15 protein-coding genes and 5 pseudogenes are annotated in these 14855 nt (G+C 41.6%); 13 read left to right on the top strand and 7 right to left on the bottom strand.

The features are described 5' to 3' along the window. Positions 1-12: 12 nt before the first annotated feature. A pseudogene (locus JCM16456_RS19700) lies at positions 13-563 on the bottom strand (IS110 family transposase). Between the two features lie 342 nt (positions 564-905). Between JCM16456_RS19700 and JCM16456_RS19695 the strand changes: the two are divergent. The 4 genes from JCM16456_RS19695 to JCM16456_RS19675 all read left to right on the top strand — a co-directional run bounded on the left by JCM16456_RS19695 (position 906) and on the right by JCM16456_RS19675 (position 3985). Continuing rightward, positions 906-1328 carry a hypothetical protein gene (locus tag JCM16456_RS19695; RefSeq protein WP_179946807.1) on the top strand — a complete coding sequence of 141 codons (423 nt, stop codon included), beginning with the start codon at positions 906-908 and terminating at the stop codon, positions 1326-1328. Positions 1329-1374: 46 nt separating this feature from the next. Then, positions 1375-2909, top strand: a protein-coding gene (locus tag JCM16456_RS19685) for an IS3 family transposase (RefSeq protein WP_456243176.1) whose coding sequence is annotated in 2 segments (ribosomal slippage) — positions 1375-1843 and positions 1843-2909 — 1536 coding nt in all. Because the reading frame shifts where the segments join, the coding sequence is not laid out codon by codon here. 52 nt (positions 2910-2961) lie between these two features. Next, positions 2962-3216, top strand: coding sequence for a hypothetical protein (locus tag JCM16456_RS19680; RefSeq protein WP_068717704.1), 255 nt, complete (start codon positions 2962-2964; stop codon positions 3214-3216). A 154-nt stretch (positions 3217-3370) separates the two neighbouring features. Next, entirely contained in the window at positions 3371-3985 is a 615-nt protein-coding gene (locus tag JCM16456_RS19675) for a hypothetical protein (protein WP_068717702.1), read from the top strand. A 193-nt stretch (positions 3986-4178) separates the two neighbouring features. Here the strand turns inward: JCM16456_RS19675 and JCM16456_RS24560 are convergent. Further along, positions 4179-4473: pseudogene (locus JCM16456_RS24560) on the bottom strand (transposase); the annotation flags it as partial. Further along, positions 4459-4617: pseudogene (locus JCM16456_RS19670) on the bottom strand (phage integrase N-terminal SAM-like domain-containing protein); the annotation flags it as partial. The pseudogenes JCM16456_RS24560 and JCM16456_RS19670, both read right to left, overlap by 15 nt. A 290-nt stretch (positions 4618-4907) precedes the next feature. Here JCM16456_RS19670 and JCM16456_RS19665 point away from each other — a divergent pair. The 7 genes from JCM16456_RS19665 to JCM16456_RS19635 all read left to right on the top strand — a co-directional run bounded on the left by JCM16456_RS19665 (position 4908) and on the right by JCM16456_RS19635 (position 9276). Continuing rightward, the gene (locus tag JCM16456_RS19665) at positions 4908-5666 is read left to right on the top strand and encodes an alpha/beta fold hydrolase (protein WP_068717698.1); all 759 of its coding nucleotides are present in this window, start codon (positions 4908-4910) and stop codon (positions 5664-5666) included. A gap of 141 nt (positions 5667-5807) precedes the next feature. Beyond that, positions 5808-6092 carry a MazG nucleotide pyrophosphohydrolase domain-containing protein gene (locus JCM16456_RS19660; protein WP_068717696.1) on the top strand — a complete coding sequence of 95 codons (285 nt, stop codon included), beginning with the start codon at positions 5808-5810 and terminating at the stop codon, positions 6090-6092. Positions 6093-6405: 313 nt separating this feature from the next. Beyond that, the gene (locus JCM16456_RS19655) at positions 6406-6624 is read left to right on the top strand and encodes a DUF6500 family protein (RefSeq protein WP_068717694.1); all 219 of its coding nucleotides are present in this window, start codon (positions 6406-6408) and stop codon (positions 6622-6624) included. A gap of 155 nt (positions 6625-6779) precedes the next feature. Further along, positions 6780-7097, top strand: a complete 318-nt coding sequence (locus JCM16456_RS19650; protein ID WP_068717692.1) for a heavy metal-binding domain-containing protein — start codon at positions 6780-6782, stop codon at positions 7095-7097. A gap of 176 nt (positions 7098-7273) precedes the next feature. Then, positions 7274-7606 (top strand): hypothetical protein, encoded by a 333-nt coding sequence (locus JCM16456_RS19645; RefSeq protein ID WP_068717690.1) that lies wholly within the window; start codon positions 7274-7276, stop codon positions 7604-7606. Positions 7607-7858: 252 nt separating this feature from the next. Further along, on the top strand, positions 7859-8359 hold the full coding sequence (locus JCM16456_RS19640) for a GNAT family N-acetyltransferase (protein ID WP_068717688.1): 501 nt from the start codon (positions 7859-7861) through the stop codon (positions 8357-8359). Between the two features lie 41 nt (positions 8360-8400). Further along, positions 8401-9276: a PhzF family phenazine biosynthesis protein gene (locus tag JCM16456_RS19635; protein WP_068717686.1), complete on the top strand. Its 876-nt coding sequence runs from the start codon at positions 8401-8403 to the stop codon at positions 9274-9276. A 301-nt stretch (positions 9277-9577) separates the two neighbouring features. Here the strand turns inward: JCM16456_RS19635 and JCM16456_RS23430 are convergent. Further along, positions 9578-9766 (bottom strand): annotated as a pseudogene (locus tag JCM16456_RS23430) (transposase domain-containing protein); the annotation flags it as partial. 46 nt (positions 9767-9812) lie between these two features. Here JCM16456_RS23430 and JCM16456_RS19630 point away from each other — a divergent pair. Then, a complete protein-coding gene (locus JCM16456_RS19630; protein ID WP_068712904.1) occupies positions 9813-10931 on the top strand; it encodes an IS110 family RNA-guided transposase in 1119 nt (372 codons plus the stop codon). A gap of 257 nt (positions 10932-11188) precedes the next feature. Here the strand turns inward: JCM16456_RS19630 and tnpC are convergent. The 3 genes and pseudogenes from tnpC to tnpA form a co-directional block, all read right to left on the bottom strand. Then, positions 11189-12565: pseudogene (gene tnpC, locus JCM16456_RS19625) on the bottom strand (IS66 family transposase); the annotation flags it as partial. Between the two features lie 59 nt (positions 12566-12624). Beyond that, on the bottom strand, positions 12625-12978 hold the full coding sequence (gene tnpB / locus JCM16456_RS19620; protein WP_068713892.1) for an IS66 family insertion sequence element accessory protein TnpB: 354 nt from the start codon (positions 12976-12978) through the stop codon (positions 12625-12627). After that, a complete protein-coding gene (gene tnpA / locus JCM16456_RS19615; RefSeq protein ID WP_068713891.1) occupies positions 12975-13295 on the bottom strand; it encodes an IS66 family insertion sequence element accessory protein TnpA in 321 nt (106 codons plus the stop codon). The genes tnpB and tnpA overlap by 4 nt, the downstream gene beginning before the upstream one ends. Before the next feature lie 585 nt (positions 13296-13880). Between tnpA and choX the strand changes: the two genes are divergently transcribed. Continuing rightward, positions 13881-14840, top strand: a complete 960-nt coding sequence (choX, locus tag JCM16456_RS19610; RefSeq protein ID WP_068717684.1) for a choline ABC transporter substrate-binding protein — start codon at positions 13881-13883, stop codon at positions 14838-14840. Positions 14841-14855 lie beyond the last annotated feature (15 nt).

The following is a 14855-nucleotide window of genomic DNA, read 5'->3' as shown; positions in this document are numbered from 1 at the left end:
TGGCGTCAATAGCTAGTTTTTCGCCATATTTTCGTTCCACATAGCACCATCTCTGAGCATTGAATTAAGTATCACTACCATCTTTCTGACACAGGCAATTATCGCCACTTTCTTTGGTTTCCCTGCCTCAAGTAACCGTTGATAAGTAGCTTCAAAAACAGGGATACTAAGTCACTAATAAATCGCATAATTTCAGGTTTTAGCTTAGTTAGCTTTGGTTTGACAGCTTCACTGAAATGAGCGATTAAATTGGCATCGAGTTTATTTGTTTTAGCTCGTCTTCCAATCGCACCAGCGAACCTTTTTATGTGGATAGGATTGGCGATAACGAAAGACAAATTAGCTTTAGAGCAGGCTAAAATGAACGGCATTTCGAGACGGCCAGTCGCTTCAACAACGATGCGTTCTGGATGGTATTTTTTAATGGTGTTGACTGCTTCTTGAGTGCCTGTGTGATCATTCGAAACGATGAAGAAGATGTCGAGAGGACGGATATAAATATCTAAATTTGCTTTGCCGGTATCAACACCGACATTAATACTTTGATGTGCGTAAGTGTTCATAATAAGCTAACTCTTGCTTGCATAATACGGGTTCGAGACCCAGAAGACAATTCGAGTGTGGTGCTTGGAGAGCTATGTAGCGTTCTTTCTTGTTATCGGTCTCTCAATTGAGGATCCAACGCAGCATCGAACTACTACATAGAAAGCTTTAGTTGCAGCTAAAGCCGGTCTCACTTTACCCTAATTTGAATATTTATTATCCATACAAAGAGCAGCAGCAGACACATTTTATCTTGGCGTTTGCGGCTTGAAGTAATCAGATTGTTGGTACAGCATCGTAGTTCTGCTGTGCTAATCGTTAGGCGCTGAAAAAGAGTTTTAAATTATTTTAAGGATCCCCGAATGGATAAAAATATAGTGATTGAAGATCATGTTGTACCTCAACTATTCACTACAGCCATAGAAGCTTATGAGTTTGAACATAAAGCGCATAAAAATGGTAAATCGTATAAAAACTTGGAGACCTTTGGGTTGTTATGGGGTTATTCAATTCCTCAAAAAGGAAATCTACCCGCTCGGGTAGTCGCTACAATGGCTACAGTGGAGACATCTGCTTTAAGACATCAGGATTGGGTTCAGCCTGATTTGAATTCGATAATCGCGAAAAAAAGCTTTTTCGAAAAGTATTGGCCAAATATCGAGTTAGTTGGGACTTTCCACTCTCACCCATACGCTAACTTGACTGAGATAAACAAAGTGAAAGGCTGGCGAGCATCTCAAGAAGATGAAGAGTTTTGGCCTTGGTTCCCCCCTCTGGCAGGATAGTTGTCACTGTTAAAATTTAACCAGTTTGGGCGTTAAAGAGTGTATTTTGTCTCGTATTTCTGTTGAAAGAAAAGAAGCCATATTAAAAAAGTTACTGCCACCTTATTCCATGTCTGTCAGCCAATTGGCAAAAGAGGAAGGCATTAGCACGGCAACCCTGTATTATTGGCGTCAACAACTCAGAGAATCAGGAGCCGCCGTGCCTAATAGCCATACATCATCAGAGCAGTGGTCTGCTCAAACCAAGCTTGCTATCGTTGCTGAAACGTACTCGATGACAGAAAATGAACTTAGCAACTATTGTCGAGAAAAAGGGCTTTACCCCGAACAAGTCGAAGCTTGGCGCTGCGAGTGCATGCACGGTTTTATGTCGAATAAAGAGCGTGAAGCGGACATTAAAAAACAAGCTAAAGCCGACAAAAATGAAATCAAAGCACTAAAGAAAGAACTACGAATCAAAGAGAAAGCCTTAGCCGAAACCGCTGCCTTGTTGGTTCTTCGAAAAAAGCTGAGAGCCTTTTACGGGGAAGAGCCAGAGGACGATTGACCTCGACCGAAGAAAGGCAATGCTTAATCGAGCTCATTCATGAAGCGCAGCAAAATGGTAGTCGTTTAGTCCCGGCCTGCCATGAAGCTCTTATTGATTTACGGACGTATCGTCGTTGGTATCAACAAGGCGAGGTTCAATCCGACAAAAGGAAAACCTGCGCTCGACCACGGCCCGCTAATCAATTATCGCAGCAAGAACATGAAGCGATTATTGATGTTTGTAATCGCCCTGAGTATGCGAGCTTACCGCCGACTCAAATTGTTCCGAGCTTGCTGGATAAGGGCGAATATATTGCTTCAGAGTCGAGTTTTTATCGAGTTCTCAACGCCCATGACCAACTGCATCACCGAGGCCGTCAGCGAAGAAGACAGCCTCATGCTAAGCCTAGAAGCTATAAAGCAACAGGTCCAAATCAAGTGTATACATGGGACATTACCTATTTACCGTCAAAGGTAAAAGGGCAGCATTATTACTTGTATGTTATCGAAGACATCTACAGTCGAAAAATCGTTGGTTACGACGTGTACGAGCGAGAGTGTGGTGAATTAGCGTCACAGCTATTACAAAGAACTCTGATACGAGAGCAGTGCTTTAATCAGCCTATCGTTCTTCACTCAGACAATGGGGCACCGATGAAGTCACTGACCTTCAAAGCCAAAATGGAGGAGCTAGGGATTATATCATCGTATAGTCGCCCAAAGGTCAGTGACGATAATCCCTACATTGAGTCCCTGTTTAGAACGGTGAAATACGTACCGACATGGCCAACAAAGGGCTTTGAGCATCTGAAGTCGAGCCGTAGTTGGGTTGAAACGTTCGTGAGTTGGTACAACACCGAGCACAAACACAGTCAATTAAATTACGTGACACCTTCGCAGCGACACAATGGGAAGGATAAAGCTATCTTAGCGCACAGGGCTGAAGTGTTACTTGCTGCAAAACAGCGGCATCCAGAGCGTTGGTCGCGAGATATTAGGAACTGTAAACCCGTTGGAGAGGTTTACTTAAATCCAGAAAAAGAAGCAGCTTAATAAATAAGCAAATGATGACAACTATCTTGAAAAACACCGGTTCCATGAATTGGTGTCGCCTGAACAACCTTTGTTGGCACACTTGACAGTTACGATTACTAAACTTGAAAAAAAAGGTTGGGCTTATCCGGATCGCCTTAAAGGAAAAGAAGAGCTTAAAGGATATGTGCTTTCGGCCGAAGACAGGAAGCTCTGGTTACGTTCATACGCTACGGAGTTACATATATCTGATGACGATGAAGAAAGTTTTGAATATTCAGATGATTTGCAATTAGAAATACCTTCGCTCCAAAATAGGTTCTGGTAAAACGCCTAACATGTCGAATCAATTGACAAAATGTTTAAAAGGGATTCGCAACGCGTGGCGTTTTTACTATGCGTTGCGTTTGGTATTTAAGGTGGTATGCAGCAGCTTTTGTATTGCGTTGCTCACGCCTTAGCTGAGTGACCGCGGAGTTTATATGGGATGCAATATAGATATTAAAAAACGTAAAGGTTGTTCGGTAGGTAAGAACTTAAAATTAAACACATATGAAGATATTGTTCAAAATTATTTACAATATCATAAAAAAAATACTGACGACGAACGCGAGTTTTATAGTTCTCTTCCAGATGTTATTAGCCTTATAAGATATGCTGGTTCGGCTAAAACATATAAAAACAAACGACATTCACATCAATATCGATTAAAACAAGTTGCATTAAATTCGGCCACATTAAAACTGAATACTCTACCAATTTGTGATTGCAAGGACTTCCAAGAACTGCACCAATTACTTTGCGATGAGCTTCTTCCTATCTGTGGTATTGGACCTTTAATGGTTTATGATACTGCGGTAAGAATCGGATTTTATTTTGGATTTGAACCTGAGTATGTCTATTTGCATGCTGGTACAAAAGAAGGAGCTAAAAATTTAGGCTTCAATACTTCGAGAGATAAAGTCCACATTTCTGAATTTCCGGAAGATTTTCAAGTATTGAAACCAAATGAATTAGAAGATTGTTTGTGTATATATAAAACACACCTAACAAACAAGGATAAGTGTCGCGCAGCCGACACTTTATCTGGGTGTTGAACAAGCCCGAGCCACTTATATAGTAAATTGCAGATTCGATGTTTATTGTAGATACGGAGTAGACCGTATTTTCAAGGCGAGCAAAGCCACGGCGTGACGATGTTAATTCATCACGTCGATAACCCTCTAACATTTCAGTGTATCTCCTATTAATAAAGTTGCGGCCATTATCCTTATTCGGGTTACCTTTCGGCTAGCTCGGTCGGCTTCCCCCGACACAAGCCATCTCGTGGTCACAACAGGGGCAAGCTCGCACTGCTTTGCTTCTAACCGGTTGCTCTTTGTGCGGAGTACAGTAAAACAAAGCAATTAGCAGCAACTGGCTCCTAACGCGTGTCTGTTTGGCATTTCCTCGTAAGAAGCCGTAGTCTCTGACACGTTACATTCCTTTGGACAGTACATGCTGCAGGATAAGCCATAAGAACTCAGTACGGGCAGAGTCCGGGGTTGGTTTGGCTGTCTAGATAGCGGAAGGTGACCTCGGTATCAGGCGAGCAATTAAAGAATTCACTAATACGACGAACAGCACGAGAGTAGGCATCAATAGTGGCTGGTCTTTTGCCTTGCAACTTTAGATTGGTAAGATGTTGTTGGTAAAGAAAATTGAAGTGTTCTTGTTCATGAGGGGTCATCATCATTTCTCCAGTGGGCACAGTCGGAATGACAGTGTTACTGAAGAGTATGGACAAGAGGCTATTGACTCTGCCGCGCAGCGGCTTCGTTCAACAAAAAATTGCAATGGATGCATATAACGTCTGGCATTCTTGTTTTGAAGTTACTTGGTCTTTGCAGTAGCGGTGCTTATGTACCATTGAATTAGGCGTTAGGTTCTCCTGCCCACTAAGACTAATTCAAAACTGTATATAAACACAGTGTCCCCATGATATTATCAATGGCTAAAAATTAATGACTGGGTAGTAAAATGAAAGAGTTTAAACTTGATAATAATGTGATTCTTAGGTATCAGGACCTTCCTGGAGAGGATGTCCCAATTGTATTTATTCACGGGCTAGGTTGCGCCTCATCATTTGACTATCCACAAGTAGCATCAATGAGAAGCTTATCTGATCATCGACGTATTCTCGTTGACTTGATAGGGTCTGGTTACAGTGATAAACCAGAGGCATTTGATTACACGATAGCTAATCATGCTAATTATATAGAAAAATTACTAAATCATTTACATATCGACAACGTTGTAATTTATGGTCACAGCATGGGAGGAGCGATATCTGTCGTGTTAGCTAATCTTATAAAAAATAGAGTGAATGCACTTATTTTAAGTGAAGCTAATCTTGATTCCGGTGGCGGTTTTTTTAGTAAAAAAATTGCAAGTTTTACTGAAAATGATTTTATAAATTTCGGATATGCGAATCTTATTAAAGAGAGCGTAACAAGTGGTAATACTGAATGGGCTGCTGGATTATCAAATAGTTCACCAATTGCGATTCACAGAAATGCAATATCTTTGATAAAAGGTCAAGTGCCGAGCTGGAGACAATTATATTATTCGCTTGGTACAGCTAAAACATATATCTTTGGAAGTCATAGTCTGCCGGATTCAGACTATGATGAATTGAATAAAAATAATATTAATGTAGTTGTGGTATCAAACGCCGGACATTCGATGGCATGGGAAAATCCGAAAGAGTTAGCCGCAGTCATAGCGAGTTCGGTTTAAACAAACCTAACAAAGCAAAACAATGGATGCTTAACGCTTGGGTGCTTGTTGTTTTGGGTTTTAAATGAGCAGTAACATTGGTGAAAGCACCACTGTTTGCGGCGTTATACGCTTTATAAGAAATGATATAAAAAGGAAGTTATGAAGTTATCTGAGTTACAAAGTCATATAAAAGAATTCGATTATGCGCCAGAGCAATCTGAACACTATTTTTTAAAACTAATCGAAGAAGTTGGCGAATTATCAGAATCTATTCGCAAAGGTAAAAGTGGGCAACCAACGCTAGAAGAACTAAAAGGTTCAATCGCAGAAGAGTTATATGACGTTTTGTATTATGTTTGTGCTTTAGCCAATATTCACGGTGTAAACCTTGAGAAAACGCATGAACTAAAAGAAGTTTTGAACAAGGTTAAGTACAACCGCTAGAACGCGTATAACAAACAAGGATAAGTGTCGCGCAGCCGACACTTTATCTGGGTGTTGAACAAGCCCGAGCCACTTATATAGCAAATTACAGGTTCGATGTTTATGGTAGGTACGGAGTAGACCGTATTTTCAAGGCGAGAAAAGCCACGGCGTGACGATGTTTTAATCACATCACTAACGTAAACGTTTACCAGTCGGTACTTGATTTGCTCATACATGCTGAACTCGTCGGGATAGGATTGGCGAGCTGTTTTGCTCTATCTATTCGCAACCTGTATGGTGGAATGCATCTTAAATACGTCGGATATGTTTAATGCGTGATTCTTTAAAATCTAAAGTAATAGAAGTTTGTACGAAAAAGATTAAGCAGAAAGGAGAAAATGTAGGTGTTTCATTTTATGCTTTCTTTTCTAATAAAAACGATGACCCTGAGTTGCTAATGGAAGCGGCTACTTGGTGGATTCAAACACACAAGCTAAATCATTTTGAGAAAGCCACTAAAATTATTAAAATGGTCGAATTAGGTCAATAACAGAATGTTTTGAGTTTCAGTTGTGGAACGCTTTACCTTCTGTCATTGCACTCCAGATAATGCATTGTGTTTCGAAATTATATCTCAATTAATACCCCATTATTGGTGATTGGTGCACGGCAAAGCACTATGCCAAACAAGGACAAGAAGAAATTATGATCTATACAACAACAGAAACGGTTCCTGGAAAGGAAATTGAAGCCATTTTGGGCATAGTAAATGGCAATGTAGTGCAGTCTAAACATCTTGGGCGAGACATCATGGCGGGTTTGAAAGGTTTAGTCGGTGGTGAGCTTAAAGGCTACACCGAGATGTTAACTGAGGCTCGAAATATTGCAGTAGAGCGATTAATTGAAGATGCTGAAAAGTTAAATGCCGATGCGATAGTAGGGGTACGATTTACAACTTGCTCTGTTATTGATGGGGCATCAGAAATACTTGTGTTTGGTACGGCTGTTAAACTTCGAACATAACAAACAAGGACTTGTGTCGCGAAGCCGACACAAGTCCATAACACAGTTGATTCTTATCTAAACCAAAATCGTACCTAAACGCTCAACAATGTGCAGATGTTTGATTTTATCTCTTAAAATTGGCATGGTGATGAGGTAAATTATCGATAAATTATGATGTTAGGAACATAGATAAGATGAAAACGCCTAATCAAATACGCTGGGCAAAAGCAAAGCAGCAAGGTATTTATAAATTCATTGGTATTCGCGGTATTTTGTTGTTTACCGTACCAGTTTTTATCATGGAAGCTGTTTTGACTTACAACATGGGCGTGGAAAATATTTTCACCGGTAGCTACTTACTCAAAGGCTCCATCATTTGGACGTTGTGTGGTGTGCTATACGGTCTGTTCGTGTGGTCACGTTTGAAAAAACGTGCAGCCAAAGACGATCAAGAAGAGCAAGATAAGAAGCTAAGTAAAAAAGCGTACAACGCTAAATATGGCAAAAAGAAAAAGCAAAAATCTTAAGTATTAAATCACTTAAACCATCTAAATCTGGGTTGGTAATCGGTTTGTCGTTATGAGCGCCCAATGTTTGTTGGGCATTATATGAGCCAACCCAGACACACCATAACCATCTCATATCGTTCGTATTGTCTGCTGTGGCTAAAGCCTAACCAACGAGCCTGTTTTCCTTATGCTTGTGCGCAAGCCATTGTTTACGATATCAATCATCTGTATTTTTAATAAGTTGCAAAGATTATCTAGGAGCGCAGTTGTATGGTGTTGATCGTAAGACAAGTTAATATCGATGATGCGCAAGGTATTGTCGATGTTTTAAATCCCATCATTGACGAGGGATTATACACAGTGTTGGATACTCCATTTTCTGCCAAACAAGAAAAAGAGTTTATCGCTCATTTTCCTAAGCAAGGTGTTTTTACCGTTGCGCTGAATGAAGAGCAAACAAAAGTGCTGGGCTTTCAGAATGTTGAACCGTTCGCATCATACACAAAGGCGTTTAGTCATGTCGGTATCATTGGCACCTTTGTTGATGAGAGTTCTCGTGGTCAAGGTATCTCGACACAACTTTTCCAATCTACGTTTGATGTGGCGAAGCAAAAAGGATACAAAAAGTTGTTTGCTTATGTTCGTGCCGACAACGAGCGAGCGTTGGCTGTGTATCTTAAACAAGGATTTGAAGTGATCGGTACGGCGAAAAAACACGCGAAGATAGGCGATAAGTACGTTGATGAAATCTTGATCGAAAAATTTCTGTAATGTCACTATAAGCATTGAATTTAAAGGACTAAGTCATATAAATGAAGATAGATGTTGTTTTAGTTAACGCTTTTACCGCTGAGGGTAAAGGCGGTAATCCTGCAGGAGTGGTGCTAAATGCTGACCCATTATCTGATCAGCAAAAATTAGCTATCGCGCAGAAAGTTGGATACTCAGAAACTGCATTTGTAATTCAAGATAAAGATGCGGATTTTCATGTGTCGTTCTTTACCACGACAGCAGAAGTGGATTTTTGTGGTCACGCTACACTGGCTACTTTTGCAACGCTCTATCATAACGGCCTGATTACCCACGGAAGTTACAAACAAAAAACCAAAGCGGGTTTGCTAACGGTTGTTGTCGAGCAAAATGGACGAATAGTTATGCAGCAAACATTGCCAAAGTATTTAGGGACTTTCGATTATGCAACGATAGCGCCCTTAATTGGTATAGAGGAAGTTCAACTTGCTACCACTCAATTACCGATAGAGATCGTTTCTACTGGTTTGACTGATGTGATCGTTCCTGTGCCACATGGCGCGCTGGAACGAATCCAAATTGATGAGGCAGAGTTGATAGATTTCTGTAAAAAGCATGATCTTGTAGGGATTCATGCTTTCGAGCTTGATAGTGAGCGTGATGATTTTAATGCAAGTTGCCGAAACTTTGCGCCTTTATTTGGTATTGCTGAAGAATCGGCGACGGGAAGCGCCAGCGGTGCTTTAGCGTGTTACTTAACAAAACATATCGACCGTTCTACCCATAACCGCTTTCTTTTTGAGCAAGGTCGAGCGATGAATTGTGCATCTCATATTGCCGCGATGGTAGAGTCACAAGACCATTCAATTACTCAAGTGTGGGTGGGGGGCTTTGCCAAGCTCATCGGGGTAAAAGAGATTGAATTGTCGTTGACGTAAAACTCAAAGATAAGCTCTGATGTCTGCATCTTGAGGTCATTTGGGTATAAGCTATCCTCTAAGTATAAAAAGCTGTTCAAGTGCCTCCCCGAAACTTGAACAGTAAATTCCCCAGTGACTGCCACGTTATTTTTCTTATTTTGGCAATTTGCTATCCGCTCAACCAAGACTCCATCATGGCAACTTGCGGAGTGCTGCCTGAATCCATGAGCCTTTCGTTTATTACAATTGCCGAAGCCGACATCACTCCTTGTGTATGAAGGCTTTCATGTGTAAGCGCCCCATGAACACACGGGGCGTTTTAATGTGAGAAGTTCCACGGAAGAAGTGAGTCAATGTCGGGCTCTGCTTTCGCCAGCTCTTTCATGCACTTGACCATGTAATCGTAGAGAATGAGCCCATTGGCTTTAGCCGTCTCGATGATGCTATAGAGTAATGCGCTAGCATCAGCACCTTTTGATGTGTTGGCGAAGAGCCAGATGGTATGACCTTATATACTAAGACTCACCTATGGTGCGTTTTTGGAGGTCGTCAATATGAAACCAGTTAACTATTCTGCTTATATTGGGCTGGATGTTCACAAAGATACAATTGCTGTTGCAATAGCAAGCCCCGAGAGACAGGGTGAAGTACGTTTTTATGGCAATATATCGTCAGCTAAAGATTCTGTCATTCGTTTGATGAAGAAGCTCATAAAACTCCACGAACCGATTCTTGTTTGCTATGAAGCAGGGCCAACTGGCTACGGTCTATATCGATTATTGTTAAGTATGAATATCGATTGCATCGTTGTCGCTCCTTCTAGAATTCCCAAGCTATCAACCAACAAGATAAAAAATGATCACCGAGATGCGGTTGCATTAGCAAGGCTGTTGAGAGCAGGAGAGTTGGTGGATATTTGGGTTCCCGATATTACGCATGAAGCAATGCGCGATCTTGTTAGGGCGAGAAGTTGTGCAAAAAAGGATACCAAAGTAGCCAAGCAACGAATTCAGAGTATTCTTCTGAGAGCAGGAAAAATATACGAGAAAAAGATGTGGACTGTTCGCCACCGAGTATGGCTGGCAAATCAGTCATTCCCGCTTCCATCCCAACAAATTGCGTACGAGCACTATCGACAAAGCCTTGAACAAATAGAAAATAGAATCACACAGCTTGACCAAGAGATTGATCGATTACTTCCAGATTGGTCGCTTAATAATCTTGTTAACCAATTACAAGCTTTGAAAGGCGTCGGTCGGACTATTGCAATTTCAGTTGTTGCTGAACTGGGAGATTTCTCTCGATTTAGTAATCCCAAGCAAATCATGGCGTTTCTGGGGTTGATTCCTGGTGAGTATTCAAGTGGAGCTACCGTCAGAAAAGCCGGAATAACTAAGGCTGGCAACGTAGAACTTAGGCGCTTGTTATATGAAGCAGCATGGAGCTATAGAACCAATGCAAAAGTAGGTAACTGGTTAGTCACCTACCGCCCAGATAGCGTCTGCCAAGAAGCTAAGGATATTTCTTGGAAAGCACAACAACGTTTATGTTTCCGTTATAGAAGCTTGGTAGCAAAAGGCAAAAAATCGCAGGTGGCTATTACGGCTGTTGCTAGAGAGTTACTTGGATTCATGTGGGATATCGCGGTAACTACTCAAAATCAGAGAGTTTAAAATTTGCTTGGAAGTGAAGAAGCTCAAGGTGAGTAATCCTCGTCAAGAATTTAAGTCGACCATTAGGTTAGATACTAGCAGCCAGAAAGAGGCAAGCTCATTACGAAAACCATGTTGGGGCTAAAGATCCCCGAATAAGAGTATGTATAACCCAAGTATTTGTTGATTCACTTTCAGGCAATTCCAACTCTGAGAATATGCCTCGTCTCACAGAGGAGAGAGAGGTTTTGTCGAAAAACTTGAAAAAGGTCATAAGAATTTTTTCGGCCAATGACCATTGATTTTATCGCACGTTCTGCTCGATTGTTGTCGATGGATAAGTGCCCATCATCCACATAACGCACCAACTTTGGCCATTGACCCAAGGTGTATTTAATCGCTTTACCCAGTGGGCTGGATTCGAACACTTTCTGTGTCGTGAGCCATTGATACAGGTCGTCCAATATTGGTTTGGCGTGTGTTTGTCTTTCTGACCAACGCTCTTCAGCTGACGACTGTTTTAAGCGAGCTTCAAGCGCATAGAGTTTTTGGATTTTTGCTAGCGCGATATCCACTTTCCCAGTCTTGCCTTTTCCCTGAATCTTTTTTGCCTCCATGAACTTACGGCGAGCATGAGCGAAGCAACCAACATTCGTCACTTGAGTGAGACCATCGTACGCCGCATAACCATCAGTTTGCAGGTAACCCGAGTAATCTCCCAAGAAGTCCATTGGGCACGCTCTCGCGCGACTGTTTTGATAGTCGTACAAGACGATGTTTTTCATATCCGGTAAACCAGCTTGCGGAGAGTCAGCTCCTGAGCAGTAAAGCCACATGTAACTGCGCTTCTCTTCTTGAAGAACATTCAACGGGGTTTCATCGGCATGAACCACCACTTGCTCAAGTAAGTGCGTTTTTAAGGCTTGGTACAAGGGTTGGAACTTCTCACTGACTTGGATAACCCAGCGAGCCATAGTGGTTCTTGATAAATCGATACCCGATTGCGTGAACAAGGTTTCTTGTCGATAAAGCGGCAATGCGTACTGGTATTTACCCAAGATGATATTGGCCAGCAAGCTTTCTGTGGCGAAGCTTTTCGGGATAATGCTCTCGGGTGCTGGCTGTTGGTGAACTGGGTTAGTCTCACTGTGTTGCTCACAATGACGGCACGCGTATTTAGGACGAACGTATTCGATAACTTTGAGGACTGCAGGCGTGAACTCCAGTTTCTCGCTACGGTCTTCCCCGATTTGATGCAGAGAATGCTGGCAGCAAGGACAATTTTTATCGTGCTCATCCAGGTCAAGCACCACGGTTTCGCGAGGTAAGTCTTTCGGTAATGACTTGCGTTTACCACGGCGCTTTGTTGTGGTCGTCGTGGTCACCACTTCTTCCTCGACGTTCTCCGCTTCGCATTCCACTTCATTAAAGAAGTCGCCCTGAGCTTCGTTATACGGTTTTAACGCTTCAGAGCGTTTGGCGAACTGACGGTCAAGTGCCAGTTTGAACTGCTCAATTAAGGATTGGCGCTCTTGTTGCCACTGCGATTCTTTTTGCTGCCAAGCGGCTTGCTCAGACATCAACGCCTTCACCATCGCTTGAAGTTCCGCGATGTTTTGGCTGTCTGGATTGATGTCGGGGGTCGTCTTTTTCATGGTGGTTATTGTACTTTATACCGATAAAAAAGGCTTGGTTTATCTGACTTTTTTTGCCATTAACCCATTGTAAAACTGTCGATTTTTACCGGTTTATGGCCGATTATTGTGAAGCCAGAAAGCAGCCTGTCGAGGTCAAATTGCGTTAAGGTAAACACCGTGTTTTTCTCTTGTGTTGGCCACTTAAACTTGGCTTTTTCGAGGCGTTTATACCAGAGCGCATAACCCGTTTGGTCCCAATACAGAACTTTGATTTTATCGCGTTGTTTATTGGTGAAGAGGAACAAAGCCCCTGAGCCCAATTCGAGGTCGGTTTCAGATTCAATCAACAGCGCCAGACCATTGATAGATTTTCTGAAATCGACAAACTCACGGTATAAATACACCACTGGCGCGGTCATCATGCGTTTCATGACAAGGCTCCAATCAACTCTGCAAGATAGTGTGGTGGCGTGCCTTGAGGAATACTCAATTCGACGTTATTTACCATCAAAGTCATGTTGGCTACCCACGTCTGGGTCACCTTGCGACAGGTGGTTTTTTCAATAATTTCGGCCTTAACGAAGCCACTCTGAGTTGGGGATGGGTTAACACTCAACTGCTGCCGCTTAGCGTAAAACGTCGATACGCTAATGTCGTGTTTTTGGCAAAAAGCTTGTTGTGTGAGCGAACTGGCTTGGCATTGCTCAATCAGCGAAAGCCATTCTTGGTCGGTGCGTCGTTTATTCATGTCACATCTCCTTTGGATTGGAGATGTGATCATAGAGTGGGCAAAGCCTGTTTAGAATGTGGGGTTTGTGGTGCGCTTACTTTCATGTTGTTAATCACTCCATTTCTACCCAATTCATCCTCTGTATGCTTTAGCTGCCAATGGTGTATCTTAGTTTCTAGCGTTTGCCATGCGCGAAGCCGGCAAGATGCAGCTTTTGGTATATAAGTTAAAGAAAAATCGTTTGACATAACTGTCATGCCCTTTGCACAGATTGATATCTGCAATCAATTGTACTCCTCGGAATAATAAGAAATTCTACTAGGATCAAGAAAGGACAAAGTGGCCTGATAGCAAATTGATTCTTACGTTAGATGGAATACAGATCACGTATTGAGATAGTGCTCCTGTTAACGTTCGAGTGTATCGACAGGGAACGGAAATCAGCGGAAATACGATGAAATAAGCGGTATTAATGCATGTGTGCGGCCCATCGCAGCAAGGGGGCTCTTTAGCGTGATAGGTTATAGAAGAATGTTAATAATATAAATATGATCTTTAGGTGAGAGGGATAAAAACACATTACCAAAATAAATGGATTTAATTATGAGAAAATTGCTAAACAAAAGTTTACTACTGTTACTTTGCTTTATGCCTATTTTTAGTTCTTATGCATTAGAGAGAGTTCCGCAACAATGTAAAGATATAAATTTTGCCGAAATTGGTTGGGCTGATTTGGCTTTCACGACTTCGGTAGCAAGATTACTTCTTGATAACATTGGCTATCATACCTCTTCCGACATTCTTAGCATTAATGTTGCTTTAGTCGCCATGAATAACAATAAAGTCGATACTATGCTCGGTTATTGGGAGCCTGCTATGAATAAATACATCGTAAAGTATTTAGATAAAGGCACAATCGATGTAGTTAAAACAAATTTAACAGAAGCAAAATATACCTATGCGGTGCCAAATTACGTATATGATGCAGGCGTAAAAGATATTCGCGATATTCACAAATTCCCGAAAAAATTTCATAAGCGTTTATATGGTATTGAACCTGGCAGTAACGGTGCAATCATAAAAGCAGTCGACCAAGATAAGTATCAATTAGGCGGCTGGAAAGTAGTGGAATCGAGTGAACAAGGAATGTTGGCTCAGGTTTCTCGAGCAGTGAGAAAACATGAATGGATCGCTTTTCTTGCATGGGAGCCGCATCCTATGAATACCAAATTCGACATTCGATATTTAACCGGGGCTGATGATATTTTTGGACCAAACTTTGGTAGTGCTACGGTCCATACGATAACGCGTCAAGGGTTTACTTCGGAATGTTCTAATGCGGGCAGGCTGCTTAAGAATTTGTCTTTCAATGTGGAAATGGAAAACGAAGGGATGAAATATATATTGGAAGATAAAAATACCGCGAGCGAAGCCGCATATAAGATTATCAAATCGAATCTTAATGTGTTAGATAAATGGTTGTCTGGAGTGAACACTGTCGATGGGAACAGTGCATTATTAGCGATAAAGAAAAAGTTTGAAGATGGCGAGATAGTTAGGTGATTACTAGCTAATATT

It is taken from the genome of Vibrio tritonius, from assembly GCF_001547935.1.
GTDB classification, from domain to species: Bacteria; Pseudomonadota; Gammaproteobacteria; order Enterobacterales; family Vibrionaceae; genus Vibrio; species Vibrio tritonius.
This window is presented reverse-complemented; position numbering and strand designations above follow the sequence as displayed.

What these genes read in the sequence shown, in the direction of transcription:
- tnpA (WP_068713891.1), bottom strand. Translation starts at nt 13,295, where the DNA reads ATGAATAAACGACGCACCGACCAAGAATGGCTTTCGCTGATTGAGCAA.
- JCM16456_RS19655 (WP_068717694.1), top strand. Translation starts at nt 6,406, where the DNA reads ATGCGTGATTCTTTAAAATCTAAAGTAATAGAAGTTTGTACGAAAAAG.
- JCM16456_RS19640 (WP_068717688.1), top strand. Translation starts at nt 7,859, where the DNA reads ATGGTGTTGATCGTAAGACAAGTTAATATCGATGATGCGCAAGGTATT.
- JCM16456_RS19675 (WP_068717702.1), top strand. Translation starts at nt 3,371, where the DNA reads ATGGGATGCAATATAGATATTAAAAAACGTAAAGGTTGTTCGGTAGGT.
- JCM16456_RS19635 (WP_068717686.1), top strand. Translation starts at nt 8,401, where the DNA reads ATGAAGATAGATGTTGTTTTAGTTAACGCTTTTACCGCTGAGGGTAAA.
- JCM16456_RS19660 (WP_068717696.1), top strand. Translation starts at nt 5,808, where the DNA reads ATGAAGTTATCTGAGTTACAAAGTCATATAAAAGAATTCGATTATGCG.
- tnpB (WP_068713892.1), bottom strand. Translation starts at nt 12,978, where the DNA reads ATGAAACGCATGATGACCGCGCCAGTGGTGTATTTATACCGTGAGTTT.
- JCM16456_RS19665 (WP_068717698.1), top strand. Translation starts at nt 4,908, where the DNA reads ATGAAAGAGTTTAAACTTGATAATAATGTGATTCTTAGGTATCAGGAC.
- JCM16456_RS19650 (WP_068717692.1), top strand. Translation starts at nt 6,780, where the DNA reads ATGATCTATACAACAACAGAAACGGTTCCTGGAAAGGAAATTGAAGCC.
- JCM16456_RS19645 (WP_068717690.1), top strand. Translation starts at nt 7,274, where the DNA reads ATGAAAACGCCTAATCAAATACGCTGGGCAAAAGCAAAGCAGCAAGGT.
- JCM16456_RS19695 (WP_179946807.1), top strand. Translation starts at nt 906, where the DNA reads ATGGATAAAAATATAGTGATTGAAGATCATGTTGTACCTCAACTATTC.
- choX (WP_068717684.1), top strand. Translation starts at nt 13,881, where the DNA reads ATGAGAAAATTGCTAAACAAAAGTTTACTACTGTTACTTTGCTTTATG.
- JCM16456_RS19630 (WP_068712904.1), top strand. Translation starts at nt 9,813, where the DNA reads ATGAAACCAGTTAACTATTCTGCTTATATTGGGCTGGATGTTCACAAA.